14 protein-coding genes are annotated in these 19804 nt (G+C 60.2%); 4 read left to right on the forward strand and 10 right to left on the reverse strand.

All coding sequences use genetic code 11. The features are described 5' to 3' along the window. Window positions 1–557 precede the first annotated feature (557 nt). A complete protein-coding gene (gene fabF / locus GSQ94_RS01910; RefSeq protein WP_158941651.1) occupies window positions 558–1811 on the forward strand; it encodes a beta-ketoacyl-ACP synthase II in 1254 nt (417 codons plus the stop codon). Window position 1812: 1 nt separating this feature from the next. Here fabF and GSQ94_RS01915 read toward each other — a convergent pair whose 3' ends face one another. After that, entirely contained in the window at window positions 1813–2631 is an 819-nt protein-coding gene (locus tag GSQ94_RS01915) for a glycosyltransferase family 2 protein (protein ID WP_158941606.1), read from the reverse strand. Between the two features lie 145 nt (window positions 2632–2776). On the opposite strand from GSQ94_RS01915, the gene GSQ94_RS01920 reads away from it, so the two are divergent. Next, window positions 2777–3841: a hypothetical protein gene (locus GSQ94_RS01920; RefSeq protein WP_158941607.1), complete on the forward strand. Its 1065-nt coding sequence runs from the start codon at window positions 2777–2779 to the stop codon at window positions 3839–3841. A gap of 4 nt (window positions 3842–3845) precedes the next feature. On the opposite strand, the gene GSQ94_RS01925 is transcribed toward GSQ94_RS01920, so the two are convergent. The 7 genes from GSQ94_RS01925 to GSQ94_RS01955 form a co-directional block, all read right to left on the reverse strand. Then, a complete protein-coding gene (locus GSQ94_RS01925) occupies window positions 3846–5084 on the reverse strand; it encodes a beta-ketoacyl synthase (RefSeq protein ID WP_158941608.1) in 1239 nt (412 codons plus the stop codon). Window positions 5085–6007: 923 nt separating this feature from the next. Then, entirely contained in the window at window positions 6008–7330 is a 1323-nt protein-coding gene (locus GSQ94_RS01930; protein ID WP_254063536.1) for a PP2C family protein-serine/threonine phosphatase, read from the reverse strand. A gap of 478 nt (window positions 7331–7808) precedes the next feature. Beyond that, a complete protein-coding gene (locus GSQ94_RS01935; RefSeq protein WP_158941609.1) occupies window positions 7809–8066 on the reverse strand; it encodes an acyl carrier protein in 258 nt (85 codons plus the stop codon). 89 nt (window positions 8067–8155) lie between these two features. Next, complete coding sequence (locus tag GSQ94_RS01940) at window positions 8156–9295, reverse strand: NAD(P)/FAD-dependent oxidoreductase (protein WP_158941610.1); 1140 nt, start codon at window positions 9293–9295, stop codon at window positions 8156–8158. Window positions 9296–9495: 200 nt separating this feature from the next. Further along, window positions 9496–10572 carry a type III polyketide synthase gene (locus GSQ94_RS01945; protein ID WP_158941611.1) on the reverse strand — a complete coding sequence of 359 codons (1077 nt, stop codon included), beginning with the start codon at window positions 10570–10572 and terminating at the stop codon, window positions 9496–9498. A 152-nt stretch (window positions 10573–10724) separates the two neighbouring features. Continuing rightward, window positions 10725–11618 (reverse strand): hypothetical protein, encoded by an 894-nt coding sequence (locus GSQ94_RS01950; protein WP_158941612.1) that lies wholly within the window; start codon window positions 11616–11618, stop codon window positions 10725–10727. Between the two features lie 450 nt (window positions 11619–12068). Further along, window positions 12069–13040, reverse strand: coding sequence for an SDR family oxidoreductase (locus GSQ94_RS01955; RefSeq protein WP_158941613.1), 972 nt, complete (start codon window positions 13038–13040; stop codon window positions 12069–12071). 397 nt (window positions 13041–13437) lie between these two features. Here GSQ94_RS01955 and GSQ94_RS01960 point away from each other — a divergent pair, with 397 nt between their 5' ends. Beyond that, the gene (locus GSQ94_RS01960; RefSeq protein ID WP_158941614.1) at window positions 13438–14805 is read left to right on the forward strand and encodes a nucleotide sugar dehydrogenase; all 1368 of its coding nucleotides are present in this window, start codon (window positions 13438–13440) and stop codon (window positions 14803–14805) included. 66 nt (window positions 14806–14871) lie between these two features. Further along, the gene (locus GSQ94_RS01965) at window positions 14872–15777 is read left to right on the forward strand and encodes a glycosyltransferase family A protein (protein ID WP_158941615.1); all 906 of its coding nucleotides are present in this window, start codon (window positions 14872–14874) and stop codon (window positions 15775–15777) included. Window positions 15778–15803: 26 nt separating this feature from the next. Here the strand turns inward: GSQ94_RS01965 and GSQ94_RS01970 are convergent, their stop codons facing one another. Both GSQ94_RS01970 and GSQ94_RS01975 read right to left on the reverse strand, forming a co-directional pair. Continuing rightward, window positions 15804–17549 (reverse strand): choice-of-anchor Q domain-containing protein, encoded by a 1746-nt coding sequence (locus tag GSQ94_RS01970; RefSeq protein ID WP_158941616.1) that lies wholly within the window; start codon window positions 17547–17549, stop codon window positions 15804–15806. A gap of 1 nt (window position 17550) precedes the next feature. Continuing rightward, on the reverse strand, window positions 17551–19804 hold a 2254-nt coding region (locus GSQ94_RS01975), incomplete at its 5' end, for a putative Ig domain-containing protein (RefSeq protein ID WP_174240865.1).

The raw sequence follows: 19804 nt of genomic DNA on the forward strand, positions 1-19804 counted from the left end.
TACGGGTACGTCACTGTTTTCCAAGGGCCGAACGGCTGCTAGAAGTGTGGCGAAAACGGCAAATTAAGAAAGAGTGAGCCAACCTTAAATGGCTTTCACGAATATTGCAAGAATTTTTTTGAGATATCACACGAGGGACGCTTGCGTCAGAAGGTGTGCGAGGTGACGTTTGTGGGGTTAGAAATTTGTAACTTTGAGAGTTCCTAATGAGTCTTATTGGTGCTCGCGGCTGCATGGGAGCGGGCAACGAATTGGAACCAGATGGATCTGTGAATCCTGCGACGGTCGCTTCGATTTCGGACTGGCATGTGAGACGAGTTTGGAGTGCGGCAACTTTGGGATCGTAATGGTGCCTGGTTTCCAGACATGAAAGTTCACCTAAGGTCATGCCTGCCACTGTGGGTTTGGTTCATTGAGCCTGATTCAAATAAATTATGATTGTCATATAAATCTTTGATTCGAGTAGAGGGCTGATCGGGCATAGAGTTCCGGGTAATGGATGTGTCGGCAGATTATCGCCGCAAAAGAAGAGGAGCTACGTGACTTTGAAGATCGGGATGAAGGAGCAGTTTCGCGTCGTTGTGACCGGGGTTGGGTTGGTGAGTCCAGTAGGAGTCGGCACCGAAGAGACTTGGGCCGCGCTGCAGCGAGGGGAGTCTGGTATCGACAGGATTTCGCTGTTCGATCCGGAGAAGTTCAGCTGTCGGTTTGCCGGGGAGGTGAAGGGATTTTTCCCGGAGAACTATGTCGATCGCAAAGATGTGAAGAAGATGGGCCGCTTCATTCAATTTGCGATGGCGGCGGCGCAGTTCGCGATGGAGCAGTCGGGATTGAATATGGCTGCAGAGGATGCGGAGCGCGTAGGGGTTTATGTAGGGAGTGGAATCGGCGCCTTTGAAGTGATCGAACGAGAGCATACGAAGCTGCAGACTGGCGGACCCGAGAAGCTATCTCCGTTCTTCATCACGGCAACGATTGCGAATCTTGCGGCGGGTCAGATCTCTATACGGTATGGGGCTACGGGGCCGAATCTGACATGCGCCACTGCATGCACGACTGGAGCGCATGGAGTTGGGGAGGCGTTTCGAATATTGCAGAGAGGCGATGCAGAGGTGATGATCTGCGGTGGAAGCGAAGCTGCTGTAACTCCACTTTCGGTGGGTGGGTTTAGTGCGATGCGGGCGCTGTCGACAAGGAATGACGATCCGTCGCGGGCTTCGCGGCCCTGGGATCGCGGGCGTGATGGGTTTGTTGTGGGCGAGGGCGCGGGGATTCTTGTGCTGGAGGAGCGCGAGCATGCGCTGAGGCGCGGAGCGAAGATACTCGCCGAGGCTGTGGGGTACGCGGCGAACTCGGATGCGTTTCATACGAATGCTCCGCCGGAGGATGGGCGGGGAGTTCGGAGGGTGATGCAGCTCGCATTACGGGATGCTGGGCTGGAGCCAAATGCGATTCAGTATCTGAATGCGCATGCTACTTCTACCCCGCTTGGAGACAGGGCGGAGGCGCGAGCTATAAGAGAGACGTTTGGCGATCACGCGAAGAGTCTGCTTGTGAGTTCGACGAAGTCTATGACGGGGCATCTGCTGGGTGGGGCGGGGAGTCTGGAGGCAGGGATTACGGTGTTGGCTCTGCGGGACCAGATGGCTCCGCCGACTACGAACATCGAAGATCTTGATGAGGTTTGTCAGTTCGGATTAGTGAGAGATAAAGCGGTCAGCGCGCCGATGGAGTATGCCATGTCGAACTCCTTTGGCTTTGGAGGGACGAACGCTTCGCTGATCTTCCGGGCCCACCACGCCGAGGAGTAGGCTACGCTCCGCCGCGACGAAGTTCTTTCGTCTTGAGGACGATGAGGTACTCGTAGAAGGCTTGCAGGGTGGCGTAGGTGAGGCCGGCACCCCCGTCCAGGATGGCGCCCCGGATGAAGGCCATGTAGAGCCACTTGAGAAGGGGCCTGCCGGGGAGGCGGTAGAAGATGGCCTTCTGGTGAAGGCGGCGGGTGTGGAAGTCGGGGCCGCGCAGGGCAGTGAGGAGGGATGGGTTCTGCAGGCCCTGGTTGCGGACGATCAGCTCGGCCTCCATGGTGGAGTAGAGGTTGTGCTTTTCCACCCAGTGGGCGATGCCCTTCGAGAAGGGGTAGTGATCGAGGGGATAGCTGAGTTCGGCCACGGGGCCATCTACTTCGAGGACCTCGTTGATGGCGCGGGTGTATCGCGCTCGCTCAGGGCGGATGAGGCGGATGTAGAAAGGGGAGATCTGGGCGTGTTTCAGCCAGGTGTCGAAGAGGAAGTCTCGGCGGCGGAGGCGAAAGGCTGAAGTCTGGTCGGGTGCGGCGAGGGTGAGTTGCTGCATCTCGCGGGAGAGCTCGGGGGTGGGGCGTTCGTCGGCGTCGAGGAGGAAGACCCAGGGGTGCTTGAAGGGGATGGTGGTCAGCGCGGCGTTGCGATGGGTGGCGTAGTCGTCGAAGGTGCGGGTGTGGATGGTTGCGCCTGCTGCTTTGGCAATGCTCACCGTGTTGTCGGTGCTGTGGGAGTCGAAGACGTGGATGTCGTCGGACCAGGAGACGGAGGAGAGGCAGTCAGGGAGGTCGTGCTGCTCGTTGCGGGTAAGGATGAGGACGGAGATCATCGTTTCCCTGCCGACCTATGTTGTGGGTTTACCGGATTCGACGGCATTGGGTAAATGTGAGAGAGTGTTCGTACCTGGGCCAAAGCTATTTCCATCTCTTCCAAACGATACAGGGAGTTGGGGGCATTTCGTGAAAAAGACGCCTATGTTTCTGGGTTCAGCGATCGCGTTGACGCTGGTGTTTTATATGGCGGCGTACTACCTACTGCCTCCTCCTCCTCCATCCGGAGCGATGGTGGCACTGTTTGCTGCGGTTGCGCTGGCGATCGTCTGGGGAGTGGGGGCTCTGCTGAATAGACGACAGTCTTCTTCGGAGAAGAAGGGCTCTCCGCCGACGGTGCGCAGCATCTTTCTTTGGGCAGTGCTGGGATTCGTTGTGGCGCTTTCGGGATGTAATGCGGCTCCACCGACTGCGGCCCCTGCGCCTGCACCCGCTCCCCCACCCTCGCCACCACCACCTCCGCCTGCACCACTTCCTCCTCCCGCACCTGCTCCTGCACCACCACCTACTGCTCTCCCCGTCCCTTCTGCCGACCCGGACGAGCCTGCCTCTACGGCCCCTGCGCCACTTCCCCCTGGGCAGTCCGCAGGCATGGATGCGGCTACGAGCCGTGTCACCGGAACTGCGATCCTGCTTCCGCAGGAGAAGGAGGCGGTTGGGTATGGACTCTACAGCTACGCTCTTCTCTCTCATCCGCCTGAGGCAGGCGAGGTTGCACAATATACCGCGTTCCTGAAGGCTCTGGTCGATCTGCCGACGGCTGAAGGACTAGCGCGCTACGTTCCCAAGAGCCGCATCAATATCACTTCCATCCTGCTGACTGCACCGGACCCGGGATGGGATGGTACAGATGCGGACGCGAAGGTGGCTTTTATCCTGGCGCATTACGACTATGCGCGCAGTGCGGCGATACGCTCGAGCCTGTCGAGCAAGACGGGAGCGGGACCGGTTCTGGTCTCTGTGCTGCATCCGATCGATCCGGCGATGCATCCCCATCCTGTGCTGGTGCAGGATATGTCGCTGGCTCAGCCGAGCCTGATGTCAGCTTACGTTCAGGCATTTGTGAGTCAGGTAGCCCATGACCGTTTCTGGCAGGAGAGCGCGCTAAGTCAGTTTGCTCTCGGGCTGCGCAACTCTCTCGAGGTTGCAGCAACCGGGCTGAACCTGAGCAAAGCGGCCGTGGATGGCTGGGTGAAGTTCTTCAAATGACGAGTCACTCGGCGTAGGGGCGGAGCGCGAGGACAGCGTTGAGTCCTCCGAAGGCGAGGGAGTTTGAGAGGGCCAGCTTCGGAGAGGCTTTGCGCGGGGCGCCGAGGATGATGTCGAGATCGATGGTTGGGTCGATTTGTGTCACTCCCGCGTTGGCGGGGAGGAGATCTTCGTGAAGCGCGAGGATGGTGGCGAGAGCTTCGAGGGCTCCGCTGGCTCCGATGGAGTGGCCGTGGAGGGATTTGGTGGAGCTGATGGGGATCTTTGTGGCACGCGTGCCGAAGACCTGGTGGATGGCGGCGGCTTCGGTGGTGTCGTTGACCTGGGTGCCGGTGCCGTGGGCGCTGAGGTAGCCGACCTCGTCGGGTGAGGCGTTGGCGTCTTTGAGCGCGATGCGCATGGCAGCGGCTGCGCCGTCGGGGTGGGGCTGGGTGATGTGGCTGGCGTCGGCGGAGCTGCCGGTTCCTACGATCTCGGCGTAGATGTGGGCGTTGCGAGACTTTGCGGATTCGAGGGTTTCGAGGGTGAACATGGCCGCCCCCTCGCCGAGGGTCATGCCGTCGCGGTCGGCGGAGAAGGGGCGGCACTGGGTGGGGGAGACGACGCGCATGCTGTCCCAGGCGCGGAGGAAGCCGAAGGTGAGCGGGGCTTCGTGGCCTCCGGTGATGGCGGCGTCGATCATGCCGGCGCGGATCATCTGGAAGGCGAGGCCGATGGCGTGGGTGCCGGAGGCGCAGGCAGTGGAGATGTTGATGGATGGTCCGGTGATCTTCTGGTCGATGGAGATGTTGCTGGCTCCGGCTGAGGCCATGGTGCGGACGACGGTGAGGGGATGAACGCGGGCGTCGCGGGTGTAGAGCTTGTTGGTTTCGGTCTCTTCGGCCTGACGGCCGCCACAGGCGCAGCCGACGATGATGGCGATCTTGTCTGGTGCGTAGTGGCTGGTTAGCTGGGATTCTGCGGCGGCCTGACGGGCGGCTACGACGGCGAAGTGGACGGTGCGGTCGGTGGCGGTGAGGATGCCGGATTCGAGGTGCTGGCTGGCGTCGAAGTTTTTGACGGCGGCAGTCTGGGTGAAGCGGAGGCCCTGGGTGTTGTCGTGAGCTTCGCGGGCGGGGGCTTCGGGATAGGGCGGGAACGGGGAGATGCCGGTGGTGCCGGCGAAGAGCGAGGTGCGGAACTCCGCGACGGTGTTGCCGATGGGGGTGATGCATCCGAGGCCGGTGACTACGACACGATTCACTTCTTCTCCTGGTGGTGCTCTGGTGATTGTAGTTTCTTGGAGGGGCGGGTACCCCCTCCCCCCTCTCGTTGAAGGGGTATTTTGCAGCGAAGACGCTTGTTTTGTTTGGTTTGCAGGAGAGGTATGCCGGTAAAATACTCTATTGAAAGGGGTTGATCGCAAAATACTTGTTATCAACAGGTTAGGGACTTTATTTTTGTGGCTCGTTAGTATGGTTCGTCTTGCATCTATTTTATCTAGTCGGGTGGAATTGATGCGCCACGTGATTGTGCAGTGGGGAGAGGCGTTTGGGTGTTTCGGGTCTTGACAGCGATTGTGGGTGGTCGTGGAGCGAGGCAGTGATCAGGCGGCGCCCTGAGTGGCAAGCAACTGCAGATTCCTCCGCTTCGCTGCGGGATGGACAAACAAGAGGACAATCAACTGCAACTGCGGGGATCCTTCGACTGCGCCTCTCGCAAAGTGAGCGAGAGGCTTCGCTCAGGATGACGGTTGTGGGGTTGGGAGGGAGGTGGCGGGGGCAACCGCAGATTCCTCTGCTTCGCTTCGGAATGACAACAAAAGAACAGGCAACTGCAACTGCGCAACCGCAACCGCAACTGCAACTGCAACTGCAACTGCAACTGCAACTGCAACTGCAACTGCAACTGCAACTGCAACTACGGGGATCCTTCGACTGCGCCTCTCGCAAAGTGCGCGAGAGGCTTCGCTCAGGATGACGGTTGTGGGGGCGGGGATGTGGTGGCGGGGGTAACAGCAGATTCCTCTGCTTCGCTTCGGAATGACAACAAAAGAACAGGCAACTGCAACTGCTTTAGAGGCAAAACAATGCGGGGGCTCTCCACTTCGCTGCGCTTCGGTCGAGATGACGGCTTTTTGGTGGTGGTGGTGGAGGTGGTGGTGTAGGGGCCGAGGGGACAAACGCTTTAGGGAGTTGTCGGGGCGGTGGGGTGGTGGCTTTGATAGTCGCAGATGAGGAGGGTGAGGTCGTCGTTCTGGGATTGGGAGGACCAGCGTTCGAGGGACGAGATGATTTGGGTGGAGGCTTCTTCGGCGGGAAGGTAGCCGGTCTCCTGCAGGAGGGCGTGGAGGCGGTTCGATCCGAACTCTTCGCCTTGCAGGTTGACGGCTTCGAGGAGGCCGTCGGTGTAGAGGAGGAGGCGGTCGCCGGGTTCCAGGAGGTAGTCGGCGGTGGTGTAGGTGGCGAAGGTGAAGGCTGCCAGCATGAGTCCGTTCTCGGTGAGCTCGATGACGTCTCCTCCGCGCAGTAACAACATGGGTGGATGCGCGGCGGCGGAGTAGCGCAGGGTCGAGGATTCGGCGTCGAGGTAGACGTAGGCGGCGGTGACGAACTGCTCCTGGGTGTTGCCGCAGAGGACTGTGTTCATTCCGGCGAGGAGCTGGGCGGGGTCGGCTGCATTGGCGCGCTGTGAGGTGGCGGCGAGTTTGACCATGGAGGCGATGAGCGCAGCGGGGACGCCGTGGCCGGAGACGTCGGCGATGAGCAGGCCTGCCTGGGCCTCGTCGGTTATGAGGAAGTCGTAGAAGTCTCCTGCGACGGCGGTCATGGGGACATAACGTGCGGCGACGTGGAAGTGAGCGGATTGGGGGTAGGCCGGTGGGAGGATGGAGGTCTGGATGCGGCGGGCGATCTCGAGCTCTTTCTGGAGAGCGTTGAATTGTTGATCGCGATGGAGGCTGCGCCTTGCAGCGACGTAGCCGAGAGCTGCGAGGAAGAAGGCGAACCCGACGGGCTCTTTCTGCGGGAAGCGGGCGAAGACCCCGGCGATGTTGTCGTAGAGAGCAAATGCGACGAAGACCAGAATGCCCAGCCTGACGATAGTGAAGTCTTTGTCGACCTGCTTGCGCCGGATCGATTCCATGGTCAGGGCGGCGAGCATGGTGATTACGATCGCGTTGTTGATGTAGACGAAGATCAGCGAGTTGCCGAGCCAGAGGTTTCCTATGCTGATGCAGAGAAACGGAATTGTAAGGAACGTGGCGATCCTGCGACCGCGAAGGCCTATAAACCCTGCTTCAGCGAAGTAAAAGAAGCCCGGGATGGGGACCAGAAAATTAGCAGCGTTCGGCAGCCGGTAGAAGAAGGCTTCGTGTGGCATGAGCAGACGAGAGAATCCCGCATTGAGCCATAAGCGCGTTCCGTAAAAGATTGCGAAGAGAGCGAGCCAGAAGAGTACGGCGTCGAACTTGCGGCTGAGGAAGGCGAAGGCCATCGAGACCAGTCCCATGGTGATGAAGGCCGCGCCAAGGAAGAGGTAGAGCTCGTTGTGGCGGAAGATTTCGAGGACCTGGGTGCCGGTCAGATGAGGTGGCCTCCGTGTACGAGCGAATGATACACGGGGTGGGCGTGGTCAGGGTGTGGTCAGGGCGTGGACGTTGGGTGGCGGAGGTAGCCGCAGATTCCTCTGCTTCGCTTCGGAATGACAACAAGAAAACGGGCAACTGCAGATGCAACTACAACTGCAAGTACAGATGCAACTGCAACTGCGGATGCAAATACGGGGATGCTTCGACTGCGCCTCTCGCGAAGTGCGCGAGAGGCTTCGCTCAGGATGACGGTAGTTGGGGGAGGGTGGGTAAAGGTGGTGGCGGGGCAAACAGCAGATTCCTCCGCTGCGCTGCGGAATGACAAACAAAAGGGAATGACAACAATAAAACACACAACGGCAGATGAAATTGCAAGCAGGGAAAGCTATTGAGGGAACGCTAGGGGGTGGGGATGGGGGCGGGAGCGGAGGTAAGTTTGGTGACGCCTTCGACCATGTCGCCTACGGTGCGGAGGGTGCTGAGGGCTTCGTCGGGGATCTCGATGTTGAAGGCCTCTTCGACCTCGAAGGAGATGTTGATCTTGTCGAGGGAGTCGATGTTGAGCTCGTCGAAGGTGTTGGCGAGAGAGATGGAGTCCGCGGGGATGCTCTTTGATTTGGCGATGATGTCGATGCAGCGCGTGGCGATTTCGTTCATGTGGTTCGGCTTCCTCGGGGATACCTCAACTTACAGGGTGTCGTGGGCCACTGTAAAGGTTGTGGGGCTGCCCTGATTAACTTTAGCTGTCAGCAGGTGTAATCCGGTTGGAGGCGGTTCGTCAATACCGCGAAGGGGCAGTTGCGATGGCCGATATGGACGTGGAGCAGATGTTCGAAGAGAAGCGGGTGGCGTTCGAAGGTGTTGAGGGTGAGGGTGCGGAGGTGAGGGAAGCGGTCCAGCAAGAGGAGACTGCGGGACATGATACGGGCAGGACGCTGGATGCTGCTGTGAGCGCGCTGGTAGGAGGCGAGGTTGCCGGTGTGAAGGGCGTGTGCAAGAGCTGCGGCTTGACTGAAGCCGAGGCCGAGTCCGGAGCCGGTGATAGCGTCGACGGAGCCGGAGGCGTCTCCTATGAGGGCGATGTTGTTTGCGGTGACGCGGCGGAGGGTGCGGTTGAGGGAGATGGATCCGCGGGGCGAGCCACTGGGAGTTGCCGCGGTGAGTTGATGCTGGAGAGCGGGGAACTGGGCTAAGGCGTGTTCCGTGGAGGGAGTTTTTTGGTTGGAGACGAAGGCTACGCAGACCTCGTGCGGGGAGGTGGGTGTGACGTAGGCCTGGCCGTAGTTGCTCCAGTAGACCTCGACGAAGTTGGTCCAGGGGGCGATGGTGTAGTGCTGACGCAGGCCGATGCGGCGCGAGTGGGTCGTCGATGCGGTGAGGCCGGACCAGGCAGCGATGCGGGAGTGGTGGCCGTCGGCACCGATGAGGTAGCGGGTGCGGAGGGTTTGGCGGTTGGTGCGGATGAGGTGGCCGGAGGTGGTGGGTTCGATGCTTTGAACGGAGTGCTGCCAGTGGAAGCGGACGCCGAGGCTGAGGGCGCGATCGAGAAGGAGTTGATGGAGGACGGTGCGGCGAATGCCTCGGCCGAGAGTTGCGGGAAAGCTGGCTTCGGTGGTGGTTTGCTCGTTGAGGAAGCGGATGCCACGGAGGGGGTGGGTTTCGATACTGCGAAGATCGTGATTGAGATTGAAGCCGAGGTTGGTGAGAGAGCAGAGGGCGTCGGGAAGGAGGCCTTCGCCGCAGGCCTTGTCGATAGGAGGCTGCATGGCGTCAACGACTTCGACGTGTAGGCCTTTGCGTGCGGAGGCGATAGCAGCAGCGAGACCGGCGGGGCCTGCGCCCACGATGAGGACCTCCGGTTGCGTTGGAGAGGTGTTGAATGGCATGGAGAGCTGCGTCCTTCCTGAGATATGACGCGATAGGAGGGGAGAAGATACGGGGGGTTACAAGCAAATGACGAAAGTGAGACCAGAGTGTGACGGGAGGGGAACGATCAGGGAGTGGTTGTTCATGGAGTGCAAACAGAACGGCTGAATCCTGTGTGGATTCAGCCGCTGTGCTTTGATGCGAGGGTCTTAGTTGGCTGCTACCACTGGAGGAGAACGAGCTCAGAGCAGAAGGCGGGACCCATGGCAGCGAGGATGCTGTAGGTGCCGGGTTTGCCGGGGTTGTTGACGAGCACGTCTTCGAGGACGGCGAGGACGGAGGCGGCGGAGAGGTTGCCGACCTCGCGGAGGCTGCGCCATGAGGCCTCGAGGGCGTTTTCCGGGAGGTTGAGGGTGGTCTCCATCGCTTCGAGGACCTTGGGGCCACCGGAGTGGAAGATGTAGCTCGAGATGTCGTCGAGGGCGAGGTTGTTGTCGGTGAGGAAGGATTCGACGTTTCCGCGGAGATGTTCGTTGACGACCTTGGGGACGTCGGGGGAGAGGACGATCTTGAAGCCCATGTCTCCGATGTCCCAGCCCATGATGTGTTCGGTGTGGCGGTAGAAGGTGGAGCGGGTGTCGAGAATCTTCGGGCCGGAGATGCAGGTGGCACAGGTGCGCTTGGCGAGCGCGGTATCGCTGCCTGCGATGACGACGGCTGCTGCGCCGTCGCCGAAGAGGCCGCAGGAGATGAGGTTGGCGATGGACTGGTCGTTGTCCTGCCAGGTGAGGGAGCAGAGCTCGACCGAGAGGAGCAGAGCGTACTGGTTGGGGAAGGCGCGGACGTAGTCTGAGGCGCGGGAGATGCCTGCTGCTCCGGCGACGCAGCCGAGTCCGAAGATGGGCGTGCGCTTGACGCTGGTGGGGAAGGGCATGCGATTGATGAGGCGCGCGTCGATGGTGGGGCTGGCGATGCCGGTGACGGAGGCGAAGAAGATGGCGGAGATATCGGCGGGGGTGAGGCCGACGCGGGCGAGCGCGGTGTCGATGGCCTTTTCGCCGAGCTCGACGGCGGCTATGATCCAGGCGTCGTTGGTGGGGCCGAAGCCGGAGAGGTTCTCATAGACATCGAGGGGGAAGACGAGGTTGCGGAAGTCGACGCCGCAGTTGACGAAGAGCCGGTTGATGAGCCGGGGCTCTTCCATGCGGTCCTGCCAGCGGGCCGTGAGTGCTTCAGAGATTTGTGACTGGGAGTAGCGATGAGGGGGGTAGGCCGTGCCGACAGATGCAATACGCATGCTTATGAGAACCCTTTGGAGTGCTTGAATTGGACTTCGTTGATGATGCGCGGTTCATGCTACACGTCTGCGGCCATCTTCGCATGCATGGATGGATCGATGGGTTAAAGGTACACGTTGAGGGGGGTTCAGTGTTGAATTTCAGCTGGCGTCTAGTGAAGCCGGGCGATCTGACGCTGATAGAGGGTGTTCTGCGGGAACTCCTGGGAGAGGCCGATGAGAATCTGCTTGCCGGATTGGGTGCGGCCGTCGCGGAGTTCTCCGACGGCAAGCATGAGGCGGGCGAAGGGGGCGAGGTAGTGGCCTTGCTCGGCGGTGAGCTTGAGGAGGCGAACGCCTTCTGCCTTGTTGGTGCCTGCTCCGGCCATGCCGAGGAACCAGCGGATGGGCGCGGCTTTGAGGCTGAGCATGTAGTTCTCGATGCCGACGGCGAGGTTGGCGTCGTAGAGGGTGGGATTTGCGGCGAGGGCTTGCTTTGCATATTTGCTGGCCAACTCGCTGTATTTGAAGGCACCGTACTCATGGCGATCGATAAGGGAGGCCCAGTCGGCCTGCATGCCTGAGGTGACGGCCTTGCAGTAGAGTGCGTTGGCGTCGCCGGGATTGTGCTGGAGGGCAGTGTCGGCGATGCGGTTGGACTGGTCGATGCGATTGTTGAAGCCCTGCTTGAGGGCTGGGTCGATGGGGGGACGGGTGCGGGAGGTGAAGCGGTTATCGTCGGCGAAGAGCTCGATGTCGAGGACGCCGAGGAGGTTGAACTCGTTGAAGATGTATGCCGCTGCGTCGGAGGCGGAGCCGAGGCAGTCGTCCGGGTGGGCGCTCATCCACTCTCCAAAGTGGGCGTGGGCGGCGTTGAAGTCGAGGTTATAGAGGGCGTAGTAGCCGTCGTTGAGAGGCGTGCCGTGGAGAGGGGCGCTGTAGGCGCGGGTGGTGGCGGCAAAGATAGACAGCAGCAGAAGTCCGGAGAGCACGATCTTCGACGCGAACCGGGTAGCAAGCGAGCACAAGGCGGAGGGTATAAGTGCTGCCGGAGACGGGAGACGCATTCTTCTCTTTTACCTCATTGAGTGTTTTGCCTGACGGGTTGGGGGCTGTGAGGAACATACGGATGCGGTGGGGGTGAGTCCAGTTTTTGTTGAGATGCAGACTTTGCCCAGTTAAGGGGGGTTGGGCACATTTTTAAGCACAATCCCTGATTTGCATCCCTGTAAAGGATTACAGATGTGAGGGCGAGGCTGAAGCCAGTCGAGGAATTGTGCAAGTTTTTTTACATATTCCTGATTTGGAGATTACAAGTGGCCTATTTCGATGTATTTACTGTGGTCCGATCCCGGCTGCCCAGACTTTTGAGGCCTTTAGGGTGTTTCGTGCGTGATATCACTTCCCAGGGTTGGTGGGACAGGCTTATTGCCGCGGATGCGCGCGCGTTAGATTGTGCTTCGCCCTGTGAATTGAGTTTCCAGGCGCATTTTGCCGGAGGCACCGAGGGTTGAGAGTCAGGCTTTGAGAGTTGGGAGTTCCTTCTTCTGCTTCTCTTCGACGTACCAGGCTACGGTCTTCTTGAGGCCCTCGTGGAAGTGGGCTTTGGGCTGATAGCCGAGCTCGCTGGTGGCGCGGGTGATGTCGGCGAGCGAGTGCTGAATATCGCCAGCTCTTGCGGGCCCGTAGATGGGCTTTGCGGCGAATCCGAGGTGCTCTGCGATGGAGGCGTAGACCTCGTTGAGGGTGTGGCTTCTACCGGTTCCGATGTTGAAGACGCGGCCGGTGGCGACTTCGCTGGGCGCGAGGCAGGCGAGGAGATTGGCGCTGACGGCGTTGTCGACGTAGTTGAAGTCGCGGCTGGTGAGGCCGTCGCCGAAGATGGTGGGGGTGATGCCGTCCATCATCTTGAAGGTGAACTGTGCGATGACGCCGGAGTAGGGTGAGTCGGCGGCCTGACGGGGGCCGAAGATGTTGAAGTAACGAAGGCAGACACCTTCGAGGCCATAGGCGCGGTAGAAGGACTGGATGTAGTACTCGCAGGTGAGCTTCTGGACGGCGTAGGGAGAGAGCGGCCGGGGGAGCATGTCTTCCTGCTTGGGCTGGGTGGGCTGGTCTCCGTAGGCCGAGGAGGAGGCTGCGTAGACGATGCGGCGAACCTTGGCATCGCGGGCTGCGATGAGGAGGTTGAGGGTTCCGTTGATGTTGGACTCGTGCGAGGTGAGGGGATCTTTGACGGAGCGGGGGACCGAGGCGAGGGCTCCCTGATGAAGGATGTAGTCGACGCCTTCGCAGGCGGTTTTGACTCCTGCAACGTCCTGGAGGTCCGTCTCCTGAAAGTCGACGGAATGGCGGATGTCGGCGAGGTTTTCGAGATTGCCGGTGGAGAGATTGTCGATGCCGCGAACTTCGTGTCCCTGTTCGACGAGAGCGTGGGCGAGCGACGAGCCGATGAAGCCTGCGATTCCGGTGATGAGATAACGAGCCATCTATTTCCTCCACCCAGACGTACCGTACTGGGGTGTATAAATCCTGTGCCGTGAGGCAATGTCTCCCTTATTATCAGGGTTCGCAGGACGAAAGCTACTTCGATTGTTTGAAAGGCAGCATGGGTTGAGTGTGGTGAGGGCCGAGGTGCGAGTCAATGCGACTTTCGTGCAAGAACAAAGACGGAAGAGGGTGCAGGATGGCTTCGGCGATGAGTTAGAACTTGAAGGCGTAGTTATATTTCGACGAACTTCTCCGCATGGTGCCGTATTGTTCCATGTGGGCTGACTGTGCGATGTGAAGCCGAGGTTGCGAGATGAATAATTTACCTGAGATTCGATATTACGATCGGGTTTCGGAGATGGAAGCAGGGAAAGGGTGGATGCGATAATCGAGACTATGTCGACACAAAGCCAAGTTGTTTTACCGAAGATTGCGCAAGAGCGCATGGCGCGTCTGGAGAGTCGTACCGCGAAGATCGGTGTGATCGGGCTCGGGTATGTAGGGTTGCCGCTGTCTCTGCTGTTGTCGGAGGCTGGGTTCAAGGTAACGGGATTCGATATTGACACCAAAAAGGTTACAGATCTGGAGGCGGGCCGGTCGTACATCTTCCGGATTCCCGCGGAAGAGATTCAGAGCGCGAAGAAGCAAGGCTTTACGGCTACCGCGGACTTTGCCGGTTTGTCGGACCAGGACGCGATTATCATGTGCGTGCCGACGCCGCTGACGGAGCATCGCGAACCGGACTTGAGCTACGTGGAGAATACGGCGAAGGCGGCCGCTCCGTGGTTGAAGGAGGGGCAGCTGGTGGTGCTCGAGAGCACGACGTATCCGGGGACGACGGAGGATCTGATGATCCCGATCCTGGAGGCGGAGAATCGCGAAGGGCTGAAGGTACAGAGCAAGGGAACCGCGGCAGAACATGGCGTTTTTTATGTTGCGTTCTCGCCAGAGCGTGAGGATCCGGGCAATACGACGGTGGCGCGGCGCGATATTCCGAAGGTCGTTGGCGGCCACGAAGAGATTGCAACCGAGCTCGCGGCGGTGATGTACGAGGGTATCTTTACGCGGTCGGTGCGGGTGTCTTCGACGCGCGCGGCGGAGATGACCAAGCTGCTGGAGAATATCTATCGCTGCGTAAATATTGCGCTGGTCAACGAGTTGAAGGTGCTGTCGCTGCGGATGGGGATGGATATCTGGGAGGTGATCGATGCGGCTTCGACGAAGCCGTTCGGATTTCATCCGTTCTATCCGGGGCCGGGGCTGGGCGGACACTGCATTCCGATCGATCCGTTCTATTTGAGCTGGAAGGCGAAGGAGTACGACTTCAACACGCGGTTCATTGAGCTGGCGGGTGAGGTGAATGAGGCGATGCCTGCGCATGTGGTGCAGTATGTCGCGAAGGGTCTGAACCAGCATAAGAAAGCGCTGAACGGGTCGCGCATCCTGATGCTGGGGATGGCATACAAGAAGGACATCGATGACCTGCGCGAGTCGCCTTCGCTGACGGTGATTGAACTGCTGCGCGAGCAGGGAGCCGAGGTGCAGTACAACGATCCTTACTTCCCGACGGTGGGGAGAGGACGGAAGTACAACCTGAATATGACCTGCACGCCGCTGGATGATCTGGGGCAGTACGATTGCGTTCTGATCATGACCGACCATACGGACTACGACTACAAGGATATTGTGAACAAGTCGAAGCTGGTGGTGGACTCGCGGAATGCGACGAAGGGGATCAAGTCGGACAAGATCGTTCGCTGCTAGACGGTATTTGTTGCGAGACGGGGTTCGTTGCCAGAGGCGGGATTCGAGGTCACGGGGAAGCGCTGCATGCCGAAGGTCGATGTGATCATACCCGCGTATAACGCGGCGAAGTATCTTCCTATCGCGATTGAGAGCGTAGAGGCGCAGACCTTCGACGACTGGCGGATTCTGCTGGTGGACGACGGCAGCACGGATAATACCGCTGCCGTTGTCGCACCTTATGCGGAGCGGCTAGGGCCGAAGCTGAAGTACATTCACCAAGCAAACAAGGGTTTGCCAGGGGCGCGCAATACAGCGATTCGTAACTCTTCGGCAGAGTTTCTGGCGCTGCTGGATGCGGATGATGTGTGGTTTCCTTGCCGGCTGAAGGAGACGCTGAAGATCTTTGAAGCTCATCCGAAGGCCGGCCTCGTGTATGGTTTCACGACCCTGATCGATCCTGAGGGGAAGGTGACCGCTGTCTTCGATCGCAGACAGAAGAACGGCGAGGGCGCGGTGGCGCCGTACATTTATATGCGGAAGATCGATCTGCCTTGTCCGACTGTGACGTTCCGGCGGGAGTGCGTGGATGAGGTGGGACTGTTTGACGAGACGCTCCGGGCGACGGAGGATCGGGATCTGTGGCTGCGGATTGCGTTGCGATACGAGGTGGCGGTGGTGCCGACGTTGATTGCGCACTACAGGACTTCGCCGGGTTCGATGTCGACCGACCCGGAGAGAATGCTACAGGCGCAGTTACAATTTATCGAGAAGCACTATGGCGCGCCGGGATGTGGGCCGAAGGAGAGAAAGATCGCGCTGAGCCAGGTTTACAAACAGCATGCGGTGGCGCTGGGGGCGAAGCGTCGACCGTGGGCGGGGCTGATGAGTTCGCTGCGGGCTTTTGCGATCTATCCTCTCGATAAAGGAAATGTGAGAACTACCGGATCGCTGTTGCTGCAGTGCGTTGGGCTCGGGACTTCTTCTTCCTAACTTTGCTGAAGGACTCGAGGGTGCGATCAGTGTTGGTGGGCGCCTAGATCATAGTTGCCGGAGGATGGACGCGGTTTGCCATCGATGTCCGTCTGAACCTGGGGGACGCTTGTTCCGGCGTGAAGCGCGGGGCTGCCGTCGGAGAGGCGGAAGTCGAATTTGTCGAGGTCCTGTTCAGTGTTGAAGCGGGGCAGCGAGATGAATTTGGGGTCGGCGCAGTGCTCGCCCGGCTGGCCGGTGGGGCAGCGAAGGCCACGGACGTTGTAGTAGAGATTGTTGCTGCGAACGATGTGTCCGATGACCTGATCGTTATAAAAAGCGCCGGGGCCGCCGGGTTTGCCGCCGAGGTTGTAGGTCTTGGGATTGTCGATTCCCATGACGATGTTGTTTTTGAAGGTGAGGGTGCTGTTGGCACAGGTTCCGTCACCCTGATTCTGCGGAAAGGTGCCCCAGCAGCTGACATCGAGGGTGGTGGGGGAGTAGCTGACGATGGTGTTGTTCGCCATGAAGAGACTACCTCCGTCACGGAAGCCGAAGGCGATGGCGTCTTCGGCACGGCAGAAGTCGCTAAGGTTTGCGTTGTAGTTCTGCGGGGCGCCGGGGAAGGGCTGTGAGAGGCGCAGGCAGTTTCCGAGGACGGTGTTGTTGTTGAAGACCATGGGGCTATCGTTTGGTCCCCACTTGAACTGGGCGCCGTTGTTGCCGTAGGCGGTGGAGTTGGTGATCGACATGGAGCAGTTGCCCTTGTCGTTGTGGAGCATGTCGTAGCCGTCCTGGGTGTTGTAGCGGAAGGTGGAGTGATCGACGTGCGCGGAGAGGCAGGTGCCGGTGGCGGTTCCGATGCCGTCGCCGTAGCCGCCACTGCTCTGGCTGTAACAGGAGATGACGCCGGGGCCGGGATAGGCCTGGTTGCAGCCGTTCCACTCGATGGTGGTGTAGGTGAGATTGATGGTGCCGTTGCGGTTGGGGGTGGAGTTGCCGTCGTCGAAGTCCCATCCGGCACCGCCGTTGTAGGCGATGTTGACCCGGTTCGCGGTGACGGTGCCCCCGATGGGTCCGATGATGCCGCGGGAGACGAAGCCGTGAATCCACATATCCTGAAGGAGGATGTCGTGCGTGTTGACGTCGGTGATGATGCCGTTAGAGGCGTAGTCGTCGAGGGGATAGCTGGTGTTGCAGCCACTGGGGAGCGCAGGCGAGCCGATGCGGATGCACTGGGAGTGACGGGTGAGGTCGATGCATTGAATGTCGACGAATTTTGCGCCGCGAAGGTTGATTGCGCTCCAGACGCCGTGACCGCCGTAGAGCTGGGTGAGTTTGGAGCGGTCGGTGACGCCGACGCCGTCGCTGCAGCTAGCGTAGTTTTCGCCGAGGATGCGGGTGTGCTGGGCGGCGGTTCCGGCGGGAATGGTGGGGTTGCTGCAGGCGTAGGGGTCGCCCTGACCGGAGCACCAGGCGTCGTAGGGCTTTGCTCCTTGTTCGTAGCCTATTCTCCAGGGGCCGTTGCGGATGATGACGGTGTCGCCGCCGGCGATCACCCAGGAGAGATCATGGGAGCTCAGGTCGTCCCAGAGGAAGCGGACATCTTTGAAGGCACAGTGCTGATTTGCGCCTTTGCCGTCGTAGGCTGCGTCGGCTTTGCCGTCGCACTGCCCGTTGTGCTTCTTCGCGGAGTAGCGGGTTCCGCCATCTTTTCGAACAAACCACGTTTCGCCGGACAGAGGTAAGGCCACGAGCAGAAGTAACAGAATCCACAGTACCCGGCTACGCATTTTACGGCTCCAACGCGCCTAAAGATGGAGGATTGGGGCGCGTTGCACCACTATAGTCGAGAGTGAGGGACGGAAGAAATAGTCCTGATCCGACGGCCGGGCTTCCCGAGGTGATGTTGAAGTTGAAGTTGTCCAGGCTGGCCTCGCCGCTGAAGACGGGTTCGTTGACGAAGTCCGGATTGGAACACTGCTCGTTCGGATAGCCGGTGGGGCAGGCGAAGTTGTGCCCGATTCCGAAGTAGAGGTTATGGTTTTGCGTGATGTGCCCGATGCCTCCGCCGTAGTAAAACAGCCCCGGGCCTCCGGATTGTCCGCCAAGGCTATAGGTGGCTGAGTTGTCGTAGCCGCGGACGACATTGTTTTCGAAGGTGAAGCTGGCGTTGTTGCAGGTTCCAGTGCCCTGCCCGTCAGGGTAGGTGCCCCAGCAGCTGATGTCGAAGGTGGTGGGAGCGTAGGTGACGATGGTGTTGTTTTCCATGGTGAGGGAGCCTCCGTCACGGAAGCCCATGGCAAGCGCATCTTCGGCGCGGCAGAAGTCCTGCAGGTTTGCGTTGTAGTTGCTGGGCGCTCCGGGGAAGGGCGCGGAGAGCCTGAGGCAGTTGGCGACGACGGTGTTGTTGGTGAAGACCATGGGACTGTCGTTGGGTCCCCACTTGAACTGCGCTCCGTTGTTGCCGTAGGAGGTGGAGTCGGTGATGGACATGGAGCAGGAGCCGGTGTCGTTGTGGAGCATGTCGTATCCATCCTGCGTGTTGTAACGGAAGGTGGAGTGATCGACGTGGGCGGTGAGGCAGGTTCCGGCGGGAGTGCCGATGCCATCGCCGTAGCCGCCGGTGCTCTGGCTGTAGCAGGAGGCTACTCCGCCTCCCGGATAGGCCTGGTTGCATCCGCTCCACTCAACGGTGACGCTGCTGAGGTTGATGATGCCGTTCTTGTTGGGGGTCTCCTGACCGTCGTCGAAGTCCCATCCGGCGCCGCCGTTGTAGGCGATGTCGACTCTGGTGGCATTGACGGTGCCTCCGATGGGTCCGATGATGCCGCGCGAGGGGAAGCCGTGGATCCACATATCCTGCAGGGTCACGTCGTGGGTGGAGGTGTTGGTGATGATGCCGTTGGTGGCGAAGTCATCGATGGGGTAACTGGTGCTGCAGGTGCTTGGGTAGGCCGGGCTGCCGAGACGAATGCAGTCGGAGTGGCGGGTGAGTTCGACGCACTGGACAGTGACGAACTGAGCTCCGTCGAGGTCGAGGGTGGTGTAGAGACCGAAGCCGCCGTAGAGCTGGGTCATGTTCGACTGGGTGCAGCTTCCGTAGTTTTCGCCAAGAATGCGAGTGGGCTGGGTGGCAGTGCCGGCGGGTATGACTGGGTTGGTGCAGTCATAGGGGTCGCCGGAGCCGACGCACCAGGTGTCGGAGGCACTCTTGCCCTGGTTGAAGCCGACGCGCCAGGGGCCGCCGCGAAGGATCACTGTGTCGCCGCCGGAGATGACCCAGGTGGAGTAGTTGCCGTAGCTCTGGTCGTCGTAGAGGAAGCGGTAGTCGTTGAAGGCGCAGTGTTGATTGGTTCCGGTACCGGGGTAGGCTACGTCGGCTTTTCCGTCGCACTGGCCGGCCGTCGCATGAGCGGAGTAACGTGTGCCGCCGTCGGCGCGGATGTACCACGTGGTTCCAGGGCCTGTTGGCGCTGCCGCGGAGACAGTGATGGAAACCGATGCTGATTTGGTCTGGGGCGTTGGGGTGCTGTTGTCGGTGACGGTGGCGGTGAAGGAGGTAGTTCCGGTGCCGGTGGGCGTGCCGGAGATGATGCCGGTGGTAGCGGCCAGGGTGAGGCCAGCGGGAAGGCTGCCGGAGGTGATCGACCAGGTGTAGGCCGGGGTTCCTCCGGTTGCCGACATTGGGGCAGAGTAGGCGGTGCCATCAGTGCCGGAGGCTAGCGTGCCTGTGGTGATTGTGAGTGCAGAGGCTGTGATGGAGAGCGAGAGGGTTGCGTTCGCGGTCTGCTGGGTGGTGCTGGAGTCTTTGACGGTGAAGGTGAGGGCGAAGCTGCCGGTGGCAGTGGGGGTACCCGAGAGGCTGCCGGTGGAGGCGTTCAGGGTGATGCCAGAGGGTAAGCTGCCGGAGGTGATCGACCAGGTGTAGGGTGCGGTGCCGCCGGTTGCTGCGAGGGTGGCGCTGTAGGCTTTGTTCGCGGTGCCGGAGGCGAGCGAGGAGGAGGTAATGGTGAGCGTGGGGATTGCTGCGGCGATGGTGAGCGAG

Source organism: Granulicella sp. S190 (genome assembly GCF_009766095.1).
In the GTDB taxonomy this organism is placed as follows: domain Bacteria; phylum Acidobacteriota; class Terriglobia; order Terriglobales; family Acidobacteriaceae; genus Edaphobacter.